Origin of the sequence: Pseudomonas orientalis (assembly GCF_022807995.1) — a bacterium.
GTDB classification, from domain to species: domain Bacteria; phylum Pseudomonadota; class Gammaproteobacteria; order Pseudomonadales; family Pseudomonadaceae; genus Aquipseudomonas; species Aquipseudomonas orientalis_B.
Window position 1 is genome coordinate 2,751,706 of sequence record NZ_CP094351.1, and the last position, 18,622, is coordinate 2,770,327.

Annotated in this window: 14 protein-coding genes; 10 read left to right on the top strand and 4 right to left on the bottom strand. The window is 59.2% G+C overall.

The features are described from left to right. Positions 1-7: 7 nt before the first annotated feature. Positions 8-700 carry an aspartate/glutamate racemase family protein gene (locus tag MRY17_RS12200; protein WP_181284258.1) on the bottom strand — a complete coding sequence of 231 codons (693 nt, stop codon included), beginning with the start codon at positions 698-700 and terminating at the stop codon, positions 8-10. Positions 701-976: 276 nt separating this feature from the next. Between MRY17_RS12200 and MRY17_RS12205 the strand changes: the two genes are divergently transcribed. The 5 genes from MRY17_RS12205 to MRY17_RS12225 all read left to right on the top strand — a co-directional run bounded on the left by MRY17_RS12205 (position 977) and on the right by MRY17_RS12225 (position 5,924). After that, a complete protein-coding gene (locus MRY17_RS12205; protein ID WP_243353843.1) occupies positions 977-3,196 on the top strand; it encodes a cytochrome P450 in 2,220 nt (739 codons plus the stop codon). Then, the gene (locus MRY17_RS12210) at positions 3,193-3,990 is read left to right on the top strand and encodes a class I SAM-dependent methyltransferase (RefSeq protein WP_181284260.1); all 798 of its coding nucleotides are present in this window, start codon (positions 3,193-3,195) and stop codon (positions 3,988-3,990) included. Before MRY17_RS12205 ends, MRY17_RS12210 begins: the two co-directional genes overlap by 4 nt. 43 nt (positions 3,991-4,033) lie before the next feature. Beyond that, positions 4,034-4,612 carry an isopentenyl-diphosphate Delta-isomerase gene (gene idi / locus MRY17_RS12215; protein WP_243353844.1) on the top strand — a complete coding sequence of 193 codons (579 nt, stop codon included), beginning with the start codon at positions 4,034-4,036 and terminating at the stop codon, positions 4,610-4,612. 69 nt (positions 4,613-4,681) lie between these two features. Continuing rightward, the gene (locus tag MRY17_RS12220; protein WP_181284262.1) at positions 4,682-5,176 is read left to right on the top strand and encodes a hypothetical protein; all 495 of its coding nucleotides are present in this window, start codon (positions 4,682-4,684) and stop codon (positions 5,174-5,176) included. A gap of 82 nt (positions 5,177-5,258) precedes the next feature. Beyond that, positions 5,259-5,924 (top strand): DUF3313 domain-containing protein, encoded by a 666-nt coding sequence (locus tag MRY17_RS12225; RefSeq protein ID WP_181284263.1) that lies wholly within the window; start codon positions 5,259-5,261, stop codon positions 5,922-5,924. A gap of 71 nt (positions 5,925-5,995) precedes the next feature. On the opposite strand, the gene MRY17_RS12230 is transcribed toward MRY17_RS12225, so the two are convergent. Then, on the bottom strand, positions 5,996-7,396 hold the full coding sequence (locus tag MRY17_RS12230) for a DUF1254 domain-containing protein (protein WP_243353845.1): 1,401 nt from the start codon (positions 7,394-7,396) through the stop codon (positions 5,996-5,998). A gap of 110 nt (positions 7,397-7,506) precedes the next feature. Continuing rightward, positions 7,507-7,866, bottom strand: a complete 360-nt coding sequence (locus tag MRY17_RS12235; RefSeq protein WP_181284265.1) for a response regulator — start codon at positions 7,864-7,866, stop codon at positions 7,507-7,509. 235 nt (positions 7,867-8,101) lie between these two features. On the opposite strand from MRY17_RS12235, the gene MRY17_RS12240 reads away from it, so the two are divergent. From MRY17_RS12240 to MRY17_RS12260, 5 genes are all read left to right on the top strand, one after another. Then, the gene (locus MRY17_RS12240; RefSeq protein ID WP_243353846.1) at positions 8,102-11,605 is read left to right on the top strand and encodes a response regulator; all 3,504 of its coding nucleotides are present in this window, start codon (positions 8,102-8,104) and stop codon (positions 11,603-11,605) included. Beyond that, a complete protein-coding gene (locus MRY17_RS12245; RefSeq protein WP_175413325.1) occupies positions 11,606-12,436 on the top strand; it encodes a CheR family methyltransferase in 831 nt (276 codons plus the stop codon). Beyond that, the gene (locus MRY17_RS12250; RefSeq protein ID WP_181284267.1) at positions 12,433-13,032 is read left to right on the top strand and encodes a chemotaxis protein CheB; all 600 of its coding nucleotides are present in this window, start codon (positions 12,433-12,435) and stop codon (positions 13,030-13,032) included. The genes MRY17_RS12245 and MRY17_RS12250 overlap by 4 nt, the downstream gene beginning before the upstream one ends. Continuing rightward, entirely contained in the window at positions 13,026-14,219 is a 1,194-nt protein-coding gene (locus MRY17_RS12255; RefSeq protein ID WP_181284268.1) for a hybrid sensor histidine kinase/response regulator, read from the top strand. The genes MRY17_RS12250 and MRY17_RS12255 overlap by 7 nt, the downstream gene beginning before the upstream one ends. Positions 14,220-14,297: 78 nt before the next feature. Continuing rightward, positions 14,298-14,675, top strand: a complete 378-nt coding sequence (locus MRY17_RS12260; protein ID WP_017528049.1) for a response regulator — start codon at positions 14,298-14,300, stop codon at positions 14,673-14,675. Between the two features lie 49 nt (positions 14,676-14,724). Here the strand turns inward: MRY17_RS12260 and MRY17_RS12265 are convergent, their stop codons facing one another. Beyond that, positions 14,725-18,618 carry a hypothetical protein gene (locus MRY17_RS12265; RefSeq protein WP_243353847.1) on the bottom strand — a complete coding sequence of 1,298 codons (3,894 nt, stop codon included), beginning with the start codon at positions 18,616-18,618 and terminating at the stop codon, positions 14,725-14,727. Positions 18,619-18,622: the final 4 nt, after the last annotated feature.

Sequence of the window (18,622 nt, forward strand, 5' to 3'; positions counted from 1 at the left end):
AGCCGGTTTAATCCTCCAGCGCAAACGCCACCGCAGCCTGCGCATGCAACTCGGTGGTGTCCAGCAGTGGCAGGTCGCTGTGCTCGGGTTTGATCAGCAGGCTGATTTCCGTACAGCCGAGGATCACCGCCTGGGCGCCGCGCGCGGCCAGGGACTCGATGACCCGCTGGTAGATTAAGCGCGATCTGGCGCTGATCACGCCCACACACAACTCCTCATAAATGATCCGGTGCACGGCCTTGCGTTCCTCCGCGTCCGGCACCAGCACGGTCAGGCCCTGTGCGATCAGGCGGGACTTGAGGAAGTCCTGCTCCATGGTGAATGCAGTGCCAAGCAGGCCCACGGTCAAGGTGCCGGCTTGCACGGCCGCAGCCCCGGCCGCATCGGCGATATGCAGGAAGGGAATCGTCACCGCCGCCTCGATACGTTGCGCCACGCGGTGCATGGTGTTGGTACACAGCACCACACACTCGGCGCCGCCGGCCTGGAGCCGGCGCGCGGCGTCTTCCAGGATCAGCGCGGTATCGTCCCAGCGCCCGGCATGCTGGGCCTGTTCCACCGGGCCGAAGTCCACGCTGTACATCAACAGTTGCGCCGAACGCAGCGGGCCGAGCCGATCGCGTACCTGCCGGTTGATGATGCGGTAATACTCGGCACTGGACTCCCAGCTCATGCCGCCAATAAGGCCGATGGTGCGCATGCGATGCTCCGGACAGGTAAATGTGAGTTCACCATACCCACCGAAAGCGGATTAGTCATAGGCAGTTGCCGCCCAATTCACCGGAGCAGTTCAGCATGGGTTCAAGCAGGCTCGCTCTCGCCTGTTGCAAGCGTCAATGCTCACGAGGGCCATAGGCTTTTCCTACTGCCCAAGGCTACTGTTGCCTGGGGGATGATCAGACAATCACCGCATCCTGCGTGGTTGGTTTTCGATAAGGTCCGACCTTATTGAACGTTCATCCAAGAGGAGCGCCGCATGTCACCGCCACACCGCGAGGGGGACCCCGGTCCCAACCCGAGAGAACATCTACCGTCGCAGCTCTTCACCATCCCCGAGATTCAGTTTCCTTTTGCCGCACCGTCACCGCGTTGCGACAGCGAACGGTTGCGCGCCCATGCCCTCGCCTGGGCGCAGCGATATGGCTTGATCGGCCGCCGTGGTGCGCATCGGTTGAGCACCACGGCGCTGCTCGACCTGGGAGTGGCGCTGTGCGGCAGGGCGCCCACGCACCGAGCCGAGGTTCTGGTGTGCTGGTACCTGTGGGCGCTTACGCTGGATGACCGTATCGATGACGGACCCTGGGCGGAAAACGCAGCGTTGGAGCGTTTCATCACCTCGGTGCAGGCCTTGACCGAGAGCGACGGTCAATCAGTCGAGAGCAGCCGGTTCGAAGACCCGATGCTCGCGGTTCTGGTGGATGATCTCTGGCCTCGGACCCGGTGTTGGGGGAACGACCGTTGGCGTGACAGGCTTGCGCTGCATCTGATCGGGCATTTGCGCGCGCAGGCCACCCTGGTGCGCGTGCGTGAGAACGACACGGCGCTCACATTGAGCGAATATCTGCCGCTGCGCCGGGACTCGTTCGGCGCACTGTTCTTCTTTGACCTTATCGACGGGGCCGAAACCCTCGACCCGTACGCGCTCGCCGCGCACGCTCACGCGTGGGACACCTTGCGCGAGCACGCTGCCGATCTGATTGCCTGGACAAACGATATCCATTCGATCGCCAAAGATGTGGTGTGTGGGGAGCGCTTCAACCTGGTCTCTATACTCGCGGACACCGCCGGCGTGGATTGGCCCGCCGCGCTCGAATCCGCCCACCGGATGGTGAACACGGCCGTTGCGCAGTTCACTGCGGCCGCCGCTCAGTGTGCAAGCCACCCGCCAGGCGCGGCGACCGACCCGGACCGCCTGCGCCAGGTCGTGCGGGCGGCCGGAGACTGGCACCGAAGCGTCTCTCGCTATCATCTGCACGCCGCCGATTCCGAGACAACGAGCAATCGGCAGGTGGACCTGAAACTCACCCCTCCGACACTGAAATCCCGGCAGTTCGAAATCGACCCCTACCCGTTGTATGAGCAATTGCGTACCAGGCTGCCGATTGCTTACGACGAACCCACCGATGTGTGGCTGGTCAGCCGACATGTGGATGTCAAGGCGGTCCTGACCCATCCGGGCGTCAGCAACAATAACTACAACTGGCAGATCGGGCCGCTGTTGGGCCACACCATTGTCACCATGGACGGCTGCGAACACGCCCAGCATCGCGCGTTGCTCAGCCCTTCGTTTCGCGGCAAGGCCCTCGCTGCGCTGGAAGCATCCGTCATTTCGGTGACCACAGACCTGCTGGCACGCATGCATGGCCGATCTCAGGTTGACCTGATTGCCGATTTCACCGCAGCGCTGCCGGTGCGGGTGATGGCGCATGCGCTGGGGCTCCCGGCGCAGACCCGCGAAGAGGTGGAGCGGCTCAAGCGCTGGTGTGCCATCGGCTTCGCCTACATGGGCAACTATCGACAGGACCCGGCATTGCTGACCGGTGGGTTGTCCAACCGGGACAGCTTCTATGACTTCATTCAGCCCCACATCGACGCGCGCCGTGCCGCACCCGCAGACGACCTGATCTCCCAACTGCTGGCGGCACGCATCGATGGTCAGCCGCTGTCCGAGACATTCGTGCGAGCTTACTGCGCGATCCTGATGACGGCGGGCAGCGAAACCAGTCACGGCGCCCTGGCGAACCTGATTGTCAACCTGCTGAGCGAGCCTGGCGTCAAAGCGGCGGTGATCGCCAATCCGGAGCTGATGGATAATGCCCTGGCCGAAACCCTGCGCCGCAATCCGCCGTTGCAGCTGGTATTGCGCGAGGCACGAGAGTCGCTGCAGTTGCCCTCGGGAACGATCCCGGCCGGCGCGACGCTGGCCTGCCTGATCGGCTCGGCCAACCGTGATCCGGTCCAATTCAACAGCCCGGATACCTTTGATATGTCGCGCACCGAGCAGGCGACCAGTCATTTCGCCTTTGGCGCCGGGCGGCACTTCTGCCTGGGCTCCCTGCTGGCACGGATGGAGATCACCACCGGCGCCCGCATGCTGCTGCAAGCTTTCCCCAACGTGCGCTGGGCGCCGGGGTTCACGCCTGTAGAACGCGGTTTTCTCAATCGCTGCCCGGATCGACTGGAGGTCATACTGTGACCACTACCGTCGATTCCGATAAGCCCGGCTACACCGGCAGCTACCTCGCGGACCAGCACGCTGGCCAGTTGGCACGGCTGCGCACCCTGGAACGTGCGTTTGACCCGTTGAGCCAGGCGGTTTTCGATCAATTGGATCTGCCGCGCAAACCGGTCATCCTCGATCTCGGCGCCGGAGCCGGATCGCTCGCCGCCTGGCTGAGCCGGCGATATCCCGAAGCGAGCGTCACCGCCACGGATATCGACACCCGATTCCTTGCCGATATTCCCGGTATCCGGGTGCTTGCCCATAACGCCGCGACCGATGACTTCCCGGCGGCCTCCTTTGACGTGGTGCATGCCCGGGCGCTTCTGTGCCACCTCACCGAGCGCGAGGACCTGCTGACGCGGGCCATCACCTGGCTGCGCCCGGGTGGGTGGCTGGTGATCGAGGACGTGAGTCTGGAACCTGGCCTGAGAACCGCCAACCCAACGTTGCGCAAAGTGGCCCAGGCCGGGATCAGCCTCCTGGAGCAGTCAATAGGGTCCGACATGCTGTGGGCCACCCAACTGCCGGGCCGACTACGTGATCGGGGCCTTGCCAACGTGAGGCATCGCACGCTCGAAGGCTGTATCGGCGATAACAGCCCCGCCGATGCTTTTTGGGCCGCAACCACGGCACAAGCCGGGCCCGCGTTGCTCAAGCTGGGGTTGCTCGAACAGAGCGACCTGGATGGCATGGCCGGTCTACGTGCCGATCCCGCATTCACCGAGGCGGCCCTGACCTTCGTCAGTGCGTGGGGACAAGTTCTCTAACCGCAATAGGGCGCTGCCTTCGCCTACCGCCAAGGAATACAGAATGGTCACTGATGTCGTGTTAGTCGATGCGCAAGATATTCAAATCGGGGTGTGCGAAAAACGCGATGCCCACCTGGGAATGGGCCAGCTTCATCGTGCCTTTTCGGTGCATTTGATCGACAGTCGAGGGCGTCATCTGCTTCAGCGTCGTGCGGCAGGCAAAATGCTGTGGCCCGGGTTCTGGTCGAATGCCTGCTGCAGTCATCCGGCGCCGGGAGAGTCGATCCCGGATGCGGCGTCTCGCCGTTTGCACGAAGAGTTGGGCGTCAGGGCGAGCTGTCGCGCGCTTTACAGTTTCGAGTACCACGCCAGCTTTGGTTCGATCGGTGCCGAGCACGAATTATGTCATGTGCTGGTTGCTCAGTCTGACGCTGTGGTTTCACCTGTGCCTGAGGAGGTCAGCGAAATCATGTGGCTGACCCGTGCCGAAATTTCAGCCCGGCTTGCTGAGCCGCACGTGCAGTTTACCCCTTGGTTTCGAATGCAGTGGCGTCGCCTTCTGTTGGAACATCCCTGGTTCGATACAGCGTCATGTGATCTACGAGCCGCCTGCTGCCAAACCGACTGCAATCAGCTTTAACCCGTACGTCACGCAGCCGTATCTGCCATGATCGGGCTTCGCAACCTGGCCCACCCAAGGAAATCCGCAATGGACGATGTACAGCAACTGGGCGAGATGCTTCGTCATTACGCCGAGAGCGAAGCGCATAAGAAACAGCAATTCGATGTGCGGTCAGCGCGTTGGGCACAGAAACTTGGCGAGCTCTTCGAGCACATCGAGCAGTGGCTGGAGCCGGTCAAGAGCGCCGGCCTGCTCGAGGTGCGCCGGGAAGCCTACGCCGCCAGCGGGCCGGGCGTGCCAGTGGAAACGTCGACGTTCAAGACCGAGAAGTTGAATGTGCTGATCACGGGTAAAAGCGTGGAGTTCGTGCCGGAGGTGATGGGGACGGACGGGTCTATTCGTGTGGCGGTAATGGGCCTGACCGCCGCCCGGCACGGCAGCGTTTCGCTGGTACTGCCTGCGGATAAAAATGATTGGCTCTGGAAGAAAACCAATGGCCTCAAGGATCCGGATACCTTCGGCTTCGACGCCAATTTCCTGGCGGCGCAATTGCAGAGCCTGATCCCCCGCGAACGCGGCTGAGCACTCTTGGCTAAAATAAGCACCCCGTCGTTCCGCAGTTGGCTATACCTACAGCTCAATCTATCGACGGGGAGTTCCAATGATGAACCTAAGGCTAATGGTCAGCGCGCTGTGCATCGCCTTGATCGGCATGGCGGGCTGCGCCAGCAAGGTCACCCAACCGGACGAGTATTCGGGCTTCCTGTCGGACTACAGCCGACTCAAGGAAGCCAGGTCGCCCTCCGGTGCCTCGGTGATGCGCTGGGTCGATCCCGAACTGGACCTGAGCCGCTATAAGGCGGTGTACATCGAACCCACGCAGTTCTATCCCAAGCCTCAAGCCACCTCTCGGATTCCGGACAGCACCCTGCGTGGCATCAGTGACTATTACCACCAGGCGCTCAAGCGTGAACTGGCCGGTTCATTGCCGCTGGCCAATGGCCCGGGTCCTGGTGTGATTGTGGTGCGCGCGGCGATCACGGCCGTCAGCAGCAAAACCGAAGGTCTAAAGCCGTATGAGTTCATTCCTGTGGCGTTGGTTGCTGCGGCGGTGAGTACCGGCACCGGGATTCGCGACCAGGAAACCACCTTGGGCACTGAGGCACAGTTCCTCGATGGCGCCAGCGGCAACGTGCTTGCCCAAGTGGTGCGCAGGGGCACCGGAAAGCCGCTGGCGAACGACACTCAGGTGATGAAGGCGGATGATGTAAAAAGCGTTATCGATGGATGGGCGTCGGACCTGCATCAGTCTTATCTGAAGCTCAAATAGCATTGATGCATGCTTGAGCGGCGGGAAGCGTAGGTGTATCGCCACCCGCCGTGCCCTCATTCCCGGCGGGGTTACTTGAGCGGTGTCAACGGCGGCAACTTCCATTGGCCGCTGGTAACTTCGGGCTTGGGCAGGTAAATACGCAGCACCGCGAAGAACGGCCCGGTCGGGGCGGGCAGCCAGTTGCTCTGTTCGGCTTTCGGTGGCTCATGATGCTGCAGGGCCAGGGTCAGGCCACCGTCGGCGTCCAGTTTGAGGCCGGGCAGCATGCGCGAGTTGATCAGGTAACGTTTCTTGTGGTTCGGCACCAGCAATTTGGTCTTGGCGTCGTACATGGTCAGCGACCAGAACGCATCGGCCGGCGGCAGTTGGTCCTTGGCGAAATGGACCGTGTAGCTGCGGCGTGCGCCGTTGGCCGGTTTGCCTTCGCTGTCGTCGAACCAGGTGAAGTAAGCGGCTTCGTCGGTGGAGTTGCCGAACATCCCCAGGTTTGCGCCGGCATAACGGTAGAGGTAATTGTTTTTCAGGCGGTCACGGCTGCCGTACAGCTCGCCGCTGGGGACTTGCTGAGTGTCGATCTTGTCTTTCTTGAAGGTGGCGAACTCAGCCTTGGCATCGGCTATCCCGTCTTCCAATGCTTTGCGCTGTTCGGCGGTCAGCTGGTTCAGCTTGAAAGGCGCGCCGGGGGCGATGCCGATGGTGGCGAAGCGTGCCAGCAGGTCTTTTTCACTGTCCTGGGGCGCGGCAAAGGCCAGCATGAAGTTCAGGTAGCGGAACAATTGCGGGCTGTCGCTCATGTTCGCCATCGGCTTGGGCCAGTCGATCTTCGGCACCTTGGCCGGGGCCGCTTGTTTCACGTAGCTGCTCAGCGATTGCACCTTATAGCCGTTCTGGATTTGCTTGACCTTGCCCAGGTCCTTTTCATCGAACAGCTGTGTGCGATACAGGGCGTAGGCGATAGTGCTCTCGCTGTAGACCACGCGGTCGATGTCGACCGGCTGCTGACCCTTCCAGTCAGGGCCCGCAATCATGTAGTGACCGCCGTTGTTGCCGGTGCTGCGTGTGCCCAGGTAGGCGATGTTCTGGGTATAGAGGTCGAGCAACTGCACCGAGTAGTAGCGGTTGTCTTCGACCCTGGGCAGGGTCAGCACCAGGGGTTCCCTGCGCAGGTCCATCCAGACGAAGGAGTAGGGCGTGTCCGAGTTCGGGGTGGTGAACGCGGTGTCCTTGGGGGTGAAGACCTGTGCGGTGTTGCCGATGCGATTGAACGGCGCCTTGAAATTGGCCCCGCCTTTGTCCACGGCCTGGGTGTACAGCGTCTTGTACATCTCTACCACGGGGTAGCCGTACAAATAGGCTTCCTTGGCTATGGCCCGCGCTTGGGCAGGGTTTGCCGTGAAGTCGGCCCAGGCGCCGGTGCTCAGGAGTATCGAGAGGCTCGCCAACACCAGGCGCGCAGGTTGTCCAATCATGTTGTTGCGTCCTTCCAGGGTTCTTTTGACTGACGGGGAGATGCAGGCGCTGAGTTTCCTGTTTTCTTTCCCGCACGTCACGTTAAAACCTGCAAAAGAACGCGGGATGGTCAGGGCAACATTGATTTGACTTTATCGCGCAATTGGTCGATCGAGAACGGCTTGCCAATCACCTGCATGCCGGCGGGCACATCGATGTTCTCGGCGTAGCCGCTGGCGAACAGGATAGGCAGGGCAGGTCGCAGTTCGCGGACCTTGGTTGCCAGTTGCTTGCCATCCATATCCGGCAAGCCGACGTCGGTCATCATCAGGTCGATCACCTGGTCAGTTTTTTCCACCTGTGCCAGGGCCTCTGCAGCATCGGCAGCCTCAAGCACCGTGAACTCCAACTCCTCAAGCACATCGACGATCAGCATGCGCACGATAGCGTCGTCTTCGACAACAAGGATGGTGGAGGTAATTGCGGACATAGAGGACTTTCCCAAAAAAGACGAGGTTTTAAAGCTGGCCATCTGACGGGCCTGTACTTGAGTAAGCGCGGGCTATCCACAAGTTCCCAGGGCGTTAAAACAATGCGGTACAAAAGACCAGGCAGAATAGCCTGTTCTCTTGTAGGAATCTGTACAAAAGCGTCCCAGAAAAATGGTCTTGAACGTCACTTTGGGGCAAACTCCCGGTTTTTCCGCACTTGGCCAAGGCATGCCCATGAATCCCGCGTCGTCAGTTGATGAAAAGAGCTTCCGCAAACTCCTGAGCCGTAACGTGGCCCTGCCATTGGGTGTGGGTGTGCTCAGCGCGGTGTTTTTCGTGGTGCTGATCACCTACCTGCTGTCGGTGATTCGGTGGGTGGAGCACACCGACCGGGTGCTCAACAACCTCAATGAATCGTCCAAACTGACGGTCGACCTGGAAACCGGCATGCGCGGTTTCCTGATCACCGGTGACGAGCATTTCCTCGACCCCTATGAAGTGGCCAAGCCAAGGATCATTGCCGACCTGCGCAATTTGCAGGAACTGGTTGCCGACAATCCGCAGCAGGTCGACCGTCTCAAGCGCCTGGAAGCGCTGCAAGTGGAATGGAACAAGTACGCGCAGTCGATGATTGAATTGCAGCGCAGCAGCGGCGATTACCGTGGTGCGGTCAAGGCGGGCCGGGGCAAGCGCCTGACCGACGAGATCCGCAAGGAATATGACGACGCGGTGGCGATGGAACAGCAGTTCCGTATCGCCCGCAATGAAGAGGTCACGCGTACCACGGTGGTCAGCGTGACGCTGTATCTGGTGTTTGTACTCGGGCTAAGCGGTGTGCTTGCGTATATCGGTCGAAAGAATTTACTCGAACTTTCAAACAGTTACAGTGCAAACCTCGCGTCACAAAAGAAGATTGCCAAGCGCCTGGAGCAGCAGGCCTGGCTGCGCAACGGCCAAACCGAACTGGCCGAACAGGTGCTTGGCCAACTGACCTTGAACCTGCTGGGCCGCAACATCCTGCAGTTCTTTGCCCAGTACATGGGCTCAGCGGTTGCCGCGTTGTACGTGCGTGAAGAGCACGGCGGCCTGCGTCGGGTGGCCACGTACGGCTTCTCCCGCGAACAGTCGCAGTTGGAACAGGCGATCTACAGCGACGAAGGCATCGTGGGGCAGGCCGCCCAGCTCGATCGCCTGATCCGCCTGGACGACGTTCCGGTTGACTATTTCAAGGTCAGTTCGGGGCTGGGTGAGGGCACCACCCGCAGCGTACTGGTGGTGCCGACCAGCGATGACGACCGTGTCAACGGTGTGATCGAACTGGGCTTCCTGCGCCCGCTGGAAGAGCGCGATGTGGAACTGCTGGAACTGATCGCCGGCAATATCGGCACCTCCATCGAAGCCGCGCGTTATCGCCAGCGGTTGCAGGAAGTCCTCGCCGAAACCCAGCAGCTCAACGAAGAGCTGCAAGTGCAGCAGGAAGAGCTCAAGACCGCCAACGAAGAGCTGGAGGAACAATCACGCATCCTCAAGGAGTCCCAGGCGCACTTGGAAACCCAGCAAGCAGAGCTTGAGCAGACCAACGAACAACTGGCCGAACAGACCCAGACCCTGGCCGAGCAGCGCGATGCCATGGACCGCAAGAACATCGAGCTCAACCGGGTCCAGCTGGAACTGGAAGATCGCGCCGATGAGCTGCAACGCTCAAGCAAGTACAAATCCGAATTCCTCGCCAACATGTCCCACGAACTGCGCACGCCGCTCAACAGCTCGCTGATCCTGGCCAAGCTGCTGGCCGAGAACCCCCAGGACAATCTCAGTGCCGAACAGGTCAAGTTTGCCGAGTCGATCTATTCGGCCGGCAATGACCTGCTCAACCTGATCAACGACATCCTGGATATCTCCAAGGTGGAAGCCGGCAAGTTGGAAGTGCGTCCGGAAAACTCCAGCGTCGAGCGTCTGGTGGACGGCCTGCGCGGCATGTTCGAGCCGCTGGCCAAGGATCGCAACCTGGGCTTCCAGATCGACGTGCAGCAAGGTTCACCCACCCTGTTGTTCACCGACCGCCAGCGTCTGGAGCAGATCCTCAAGAACCTGCTGTCCAACGCCATCAAGTTCACCGAACAGGGCCAGGTCAGCCTGTCGGTGTCCCGGGCGCCGGGGGAGGGCATTGCCTTTACCGTGCGCGATTCCGGGATAGGGATCGCCCAGGATCAACAGGAAAGCATCTTCGAAGCCTTCCGCCAGGCTGACGGCACCACCAATCGCCGTTACGGCGGCACCGGCCTGGGCCTGTCCATTTCCCGCGACCTGGCGACCTTGCTGGGCGGCTACATCAGCGTGACCAGCGAGCCGGGCAAGGGCAGCATTTTCACGCTGGTATTACCGGAACAGTATGTCGAACGCGGCGAAGATGCCGCACCGATTGAAGTCCCACACCAAGCGGTGGCAGCGCCGGTACCTGCGCCTTTGCCGGTCAAGGTAGCAATGCCGCAGGTGGCCGATGCCGAACCGATCCCACGCTTTGCCGATGACCGTGACAAAGCGCCCTTCACCACCCGCTGCATCCTGGTGGTGGAAGATGAGCCGAATTTCGCGCGCATCCTCTTCGACCTGGCTCACGAACTGGGCTACAACTGCCTGGTCGCCCACGGTGCCGACGAAGGCTACAGCCTGGCCGAAGAGTTCATCCCCGACGCGATCCTGCTGGACATGCGCCTGCCGGACCATTCCGGGCTGACGGTGCTGCAACGTCTCAAGGAACACGCCAATACCCGGCACATTCCGGTGCATGTGATTTCCGTGGAAGACCGCGTCGAAGCCGCCATGCACATGGGTGCCATCGGTTACGCGGTGAAACCCACCACCCGAGAAGAACTCAAGGATGTGTTCGCGCGCCTGGAAGCCAAACTGACGCAAAAGGTCAAACGGGTGCTGCTGGTCGAGGATGACGACCTGCAACGTGACAGCATTGCCCGCCTGATCGGCGACGATGACATTGAAATCACCGATGTCGGCTACGCCCAGGCTGCGCTGGACCTGCTGCGCACCAACGTCTACGACTGCATGATCATCGACTTGAAGCTGCCGGACATGCTCGGCAACGAACTGCTCAAGCGCATGGCCACCGAAGATATCTGCTCGTTCCCACCGGTGATCGTCTACACCGGGCGCAACCTGACACGCGATGAGGAGGCCGAGCTGCGCAAGTACTCGCGCTCGATCATCATCAAGGGTGCGCGCTCCCCGGAGCGCCTGCTCGATGAAGTCACACTCTTTCTGCACAAAGTCGAATCCCAGCTGTCCCATGACCGTCAAAAGATGCTCAAGACCGCACGCAGCCGTGACAAGGTGTTCGAAGGGCGCAAGATCCTGCTGGTGGACGACGACGTGCGCAACATCTTCGCCCTGACCAGTGCCCTGGAGCATAAAGGCGCCGTGGTAGTGATCGGGCGCAATGGCCGTGAAGCCATCTACAAGCTCAATGAGGTCGAGGATATCGACCTGGTATTGATGGACGTGATGATGCCGGAGATGGATGGCTACGAAGCGACGGCGCTGATCCGCCAGGACCCGCGCTGGAAAAAGCTGCCGATCATTGCCGTCACCGCCAAGGCCATGAAAGATGACCAGGAGCGTTGCCTGGCGGCAGGTTCCAACGATTACCTGGCCAAACCGATTGATCTGGACCGTCTGTTCTCGTTGATCCGCGTGTGGCTACCGAAGATGGAACGCATTTAAGTGGAGCGAAGTTTCTTGGACAAAAGCAGCGACATTGAGCTGCGCCTGTTGATCGAGGCGATTTACCTCAAGTACAGCTACGACTTTCGCGACTACTCCGGTGCGTCGGTCAAGCGGCGCGTGGCCCATGCCTTGCGCCAATTCGACTGCGCGACCATTTCCGCGCTGCAGGAGCGCGTGCTGCACGACCCGGCGGCATTCATGCAGTTGCTGCAGTTCCTGACCATCCCGGTGAGCGAGATGTTTCGCGACCCGTCGCACTTTCTCGCGATTCGCCGGGAAGTGGTGCCGTTGCTCAAGACATACCCGTCGATCAAGATCTGGATCGCCGGCTGCAGCACCGGCGAGGAGGTCTACTCCATGGCGATCCTGCTGCGCGAAGAAGGCTTACTCGAACGCACCATCATCTACGCCACCGACATCAACCCGGCCTCGCTGGACAAGGCCAAGCAGGGCATCTTCTCCCTGGAGAACGTGCGCGCCTACACCGCCAACTACCAGCAGGCCGGTGGCCAACGTTCATTTGCCGACTACTACACCGCAGCTTACGATAATGCGATCTTCGACAAGACGCTGCGCGAAAACGTGACGTTCGCGGACCATAGCCTGGCCACCGACAGCGTATTTTCAGAAACTCAATTAATTTCATGTCGTAACGTTCTGATTTATTTCAATAAAAAGTTGCAAGACAGGGCGTTTGGGTTGTTTCATGAGTCGCTGTGTCACCGCGGCTTCCTGGTGCTGGGCAGCAAGGAAACCCTGGATTTCTCCGCCTACAGCAAGCAGTTCGAACCCTTGGTCAAACAGGAAAGGATCTACCGCAAATCATGAGCGACGCCGCCATCACCCCGATTCTCGGGATTGAAGCCATCGTCGTCGGCGCCTCCGCCGGCGGTGTGGAGGCGTTGCTGAGTATTTTTGGCGAACTGCCGGAAGGCTTCGGCCTGCCGGTCATTGCCGTGCTGCACCTGCCTGATGAACGTCGCAGCCAGTTGGCGGAAGTCTTTGCGCGACGCCTGCGCGTCCCCGTCAAGGAAGCCCGCGACAAGGAAGCGATCGAGGCGGGCACCCTGTATTTCGCCGGGCCCGGCTACCACCTCTCGGTGGAGCTGGATCGCAGCCTGTCTTTGAGCCAGGAAGACCGCGTGCACCATTCCCGGCCAGCCATCGATTTTCTCTTCACCTCTGCCGCCGATGCCTACGGACCAGGCCTGCTGGCGATCCTGCTGACCGGCGCCAACCAGGACGGCGCGCGCGGGCTGGCTTATGTCAAGCAGTCGGGCGGCACCACCGTTGTACAGGACCCCGCCGAGGCCCGGATTGCCGTGATGCCCCTGGCGGCCCTGGCGCTGCACACACCTGACCATATTCTTTCCTTGAGCCGGATCGGCTCATTGCTGGCTTCCCTGGAACCTTCCCCATGTTAAGTACTGTCCAGGCCAAACTGCTGATCGTCGACGATCTGCCGGAAAACCTGCTGGCCCTCGAAGCGCTGATCAAGCGCGAAGACCGCCAGGTATTCAAGGCATTGAGTGCCGACGAGGCGTTGTCCCTGTTGCTGGAACATGAATTCGCCATGGCGATCCTCGACGTGCAGATGCCCGGCATGAACGGTTTCGAGCTGGCCGAACTGATGCGCGGCACCGAAAAGACCAAGAACATCCCGATTGTGTTCGTCAGCGCCGCCGGCCGCGAGCTCAATTACGCCTTCAAGGGCTATGAAAGCGGCGCGGTGGACTTCCTGCACAAGCCGCTGGATATCCATGCGGTCAAGAGCAAGGTCAATGTGTTCGTTGACCTGTACCGCCAGAGCAAGGCGATGAAGCTGCAGGTCGAAGCCCTGGAGCGCAGCCGCCGCGAACAAGAGCTGCTGCTCACGCGCCTGCAGGCCACCCAGGCCGAGCTGGAACAGGCGGTGCGCATGCGCGATGATTTCATGTCGATCGTTGCTCACGAAGTGCGCACGCCTCTGAACGGGCTGATCCTGGAAACCCAATTGCGCAAGATGCATCTGGCGCGGGACAACGCGGCGGCGTTCACCCTGGACAAGATGCACGCGATGGTCGACCGCGATGAACGCCAGATCAAGAGCCTGATCCGTCTGATCGAAGACATGCTCGATGTGTCGCGTATCCGCACCGGCAAACTGTCGATACGCCCGGCGCGCTTCGACCTGGCGCAACTGGTGCGCAATCTGGTGCATAACTTCGAGCCGCAGGTCGCCGCCGCCGAGTCGTCGATGCACCTGGTGGCTGATGAGCCAGTCGAAGGCCATTGGGATGAGTTCCGTATCGAGCAGGTCGTCACCAACCTGTTGACCAATGCCTTGCGCTACGGCGCCAAGAGCCCGGTCGAAGTACGGGTGTATGCAGAACATGGCGAGGCGTGCGTGGAAGTCCGGGATCATGGCATCGGTATCAGCGAGGAGAACCAGAAACGTATCTTCCAGCAGTTCGAGCGGGTGTCCGTCAGCCATGCGGCCGCTGGCCTGGGCCTGGGATTGTTCATCTCCGAACAGATCGTCGCGGCCCATGGCGGCACCATTGAGGTGGAGAGCCGGATAGGCGAGGGCGCCTTGTTTCGGGTCTGTCTGCCGCTCCAGGCGACGGCATGAAATCAATCGTCAGCTGGACGCAACCTCTACGTGACCCCATGGTCGTAACACCAGCTACCGACTGGACAAAGGCTTCCCATGAGTGAAGATGCACAAGATGTCGTACTGATCGTCGAAGACGACGAATCCATTATGTTTGTGTTGGGTGAATACCTGGCCGGCCTGGGTTATCGGGTATTGAAGGCCGTCAATGGCAAAGAGGCCTTTGAAATCCTCGCGACCAAACCGCACCTGGACCTGATGGTCACCGATTACCGTCTGCCCGGCGGCATTTCCGGTGTGCAGATCGCCGAGCCCGCGCTCAAGGTGAGGCCGGAATTGAAGGTGATCTTTATCAGTGGCTACCCGCAGGAGATCCTCGACTGCAACAGCCCGATTACGCGCAATGCGCCGATTCTGGCCAAGCCGTTTGACCTGGATACGCTGCAGGAGCACATACAGCGCTTATTGGCTTAAGCACGCCCAGCTGTTGCAGATTGCTGGGCGCCCGTCTCGAACCAGACGATCAAGTCAGATCGTCGTACTCGGAAAAATCAATATCAGCGGTTTGACCGCCACTACTTTCGTTAGGTTTTACAGGCTCCGGTGAATACGGTTTTCGAGGGGGCTTGTTGGGCATGGGTTGGCCCTGAGCATCGAAGTGGACGGGGTTGTAATCTGGATGTTGTGTGTAAATAAATCGGCCGTCATCCGTCATGCCTGTCGGCTGGTACTTGGTGATGGTTTTCTTGGTGTCGATAACGGTATCGTTGATTAACTCCTGTTGTTTGGCGCCACCATTTTTTAAGCGGGCAACTGCAATATTTTCTACCTCGCGGCTGGTGTACATGATTCCCTTGAAGCCCTCGGTCGGCTTTTTGGAAAGTTTGGAAAATTGCGCTGCAAATGATTGCGCTCCACCTGTTGCGGAATCACACATGGTTAAACGAACCTCGACGTATTTGCTCAGGTCGATATTCTTTGCCTTCAGCAGGTCTAATAATTCATTAGGGGTTATAGGCGCACCGCCTACCTGCATAAGCGCTGAACTGTGCCCCGGTGGAATGACACCGTGGGCATCCACCGTCAGACGAAGCCCCCGTTTTGTTGTATCAGTGGAAATGCCTGCGTCGTTAGCCAACATTTTGAACGTTTCAATCTTGCCGCCCATGGCCACATTATCGGGAGTAAACATCGCAAGCGGCTTGCCATACGGTCGACCGTTCACCGGGTTGTAGGCGTACCATTTTTTGTTGTGCAGTACTGCACAACCGTCAATGGTTTGCTCTGCATACTTGAAGGTACCTGTTGCAACGATACCGTTTTTTCTACTGGCCGCTGTGAGCTGCAGATTATTGACCTTGCTAAATGCCTTGCGCCCTCCATTGACGAGGCCCCGAGCCAGGTCGTCGATTCCGCTCAGCGGGTTCAGGCTCCCCAGCGCCGCACGCCCGAGAATCTTTACTCCCTGGGTAATTCTATTCGCGGCGCTAAGCCCTGCCTGGAGGAGTTTGGCGCCTTTCGCCGCTGCGCCGATAGCCACGGCAAAACCAAAGGCGTCGAACAGCAAATCAAGGGCGCCTTCACGCACATTTCCTGCTTGAAAGTTGAGAATGGCCGAGCGCAGGGGGATCAGGTTAAGAAGGAATTCTCGGGCGTTTTGGTAGAAAGGAACCTCAGTGTCGAACGTCGTCAGCCCCCTGGCTTGACTTTCCAGCGCCCTGATGTCGGTATCTTCCACCAACGTGTCGGCTATGTACCGACTGCGCTCACTGGAAAAGCTGTTCGGTGTACCTCCTGCAGGTTTTTCATCAGTGATGTTCGCTGGATAACCGCCGGATGGTCTTACTTCCAACAGCATTGTCTTATAGCGGTGCTTTTCTTCAGTACTGGTCCGGCGTCCCGTCGGATGGTTTTTCAGCTCGTCACGTTTTCGAATGCTGTTCTGTTTCAGATCGACTTCGTGAACATGGGTGATGCCGTCGAGCTCTGTTTTCAGCAGCAGGCGATGGGGTACTTTGGTTTCAACACGCACTTGACTATAATAGGTGTAACTAACGTCGTACTCCGCGAGCGGGGTGATTTTTCCATACTCAATAGCTTTTCTATCTTCAAGGGGTAGCGTGGTGATGAGGTGTTTGACTTGAGTGGCCATTGCCTTTTCCATGGCGGGGAAGTAGTTGGCTATCTCGGCATTAAACGCCCCGTTTATGTTGGGGAGCTTGTCAGCATCTTTCACAATACGGTCTATATCAATGTCGTCGGACGATGACACCCACCCTAAGGAATTGAGGTGACCCTTGAGGAAAAGATCCAGTACCGAATAAGGACCAGGGCGATCACGGTCATCTATGAGTGGCGTGATGCATTTTTTCTCAAACTCCAGGTCGCCATACACCGCCTTGAGTGCTTCGAGCGCCATAACGCGACGCTCGGGGAACGGCGTTGAATAAGTCTGTGAGGCTTCGCGCAATGCGGCGACGTGTGTGTTGTATTCACTGTAGACGCGGCTCATCTGCTCGTCGGTGTAGGCGTCCACGGCGCTGCGCGGTATGACGCCGTGGGCCACGCCCCAATCTTTCAGGGCGTCCCGCTGGGCCCTATATTCAACCTGGAGCTCCTGGTCGGTGATAGGGGCCAGATCGGCTCGTTGCATCACTTGCGCGTAGGTCATGTTGGCGGTTGAGCCGGGTGCCTCGTGCTCAAGGCGCGCAACTGCGGTGCTGAAACTGACCCAGGTGTGCGAGCCATAGCTCACCTTGTCGGGTATATCCTTGACCAAAAAAGCCGGTGCTCGGGGTGACAGCAGCAGGTGAGCTGCGATAGGCGCCAACTCGGCACTGGCACGGCCTGTGGCAACCAAATGGTTAACCAACCCCGATACCAGAGCTGAAGGATGCTTGTCCCAGTGTTCACTGCGGGCCATATCGAAACCGGCAATACTCGTTCTGACCGCAGCCGAGGTGTTCGTTGCTTCGCAGTCTTGGCCGAGGGTAATGCCAAGGGCCGCCAGCGTCCAATCATTGACGCTCTGTGGGGTGGACACCCCTCCGAATTTGTCCTGCAATGCGAGCCCCAACGCCTGGGCCTTGGGCGTAGTGAGAAGATTTTGAATAAACTGCGCCGGATTGTGAAGTTCGTAAGTCGCGAAATGCTGATTGTGCGTCAGATACCCAAGTACACCTGTGTTCTCGTCATAATTTTGCAGGCCACTTATCCCGAGTGAGTTTTGGCGCAGGGTATTTTTAATCTCGTTCTGATCCTCATCACTCAATGGCGTTGGCCAGGACAATGCTCCGCCGAAATTCCCATGAGAGAGTTGGGCGAGGGGTGGACGATCGAATGTCCGGCCGAGATTGAAAAGTTCGTCGCGGTTCTTGGGCATATTCCAGCCGTTATCGCTACAGTACTTTTCCAGGCTGACAGTGTGGCCCTCCTGCAACACCTTGAAGGGCGAATCGGCGTGCAGTGAAAGATGAATGCTGCGCATTTGGTCGCGGATGAGTTGCTCAATTCTGTCCTCGGCAGCCGAGGGGCTCACATACTTGGGTTCAAGGGGACTCCTGGTGGTGTTCAATGGCAAGTCGTTGATCTTTAGTAAAATATCAATCAGTTTTGAGGCGACATTTTTCTGGTCGTGGACATTGGCCAACTTGGCCTTTTCGTCTTGCAGTATCTCTGCGCAACGCTCGGAGTCGGCCGGGGTAGAGGCAAAGGCTTTGGAGTGTTCGAGTTCCGTCGCACGTGCCGCCATGGACGCTCGGGTTTGCCCTGAGAGGGCTTCACCGTAAAAGTCGGCGACTGCACGGTAAGGCGCCCAAGTACTGCTTGCGGGGCTGCAAATATAGCCGGAGCTAGACGTCAGCGCGCTTGCCGCACGCATGATCGGCGCCATCATCGAGGTCCATAGATGACCGTGTTCGAATCCGGAAAATGACTTTCGCTGCCCACCAACCATGGCCTCGATGGAGTTGGCTTTATGGTTGATATAAATAGGCTTTGAAAGATCAATGGGCTGTTTTTGAGCCCAAAGGAGGAAGTGGCGGCTCTGCATCACATTGTGCAAATGTGACCACCATTGGCCGAAGGTGGACGCGGGGGGGATGTTTTCTATGTCATGGAGTTCCCCGGTATTCGCTCCTGCGCGCATTGCTTGTGCCAAAAGCACTGCCAACTCACTGTCACCTGTGGTCTGCGCAGTGGCCAGCCTGTTTTCGGGCACTGCTACCGTGGCGCTTTCATGCTCTGCGGACCGTAAGTGGCGCGTCAATGTTTTTTCTGGCGTATGCGAAGGGCGTTGTTGCAGGGGAATAACTGGGCGTGAAGAAATCATCGGGGGCGTACTCGAAACGTCAGTGGAGGATAACCGCAGCGACTTTTCATGCACTGCGTTCTGACTTTTACGTGTCCAATTGTTCATTAAC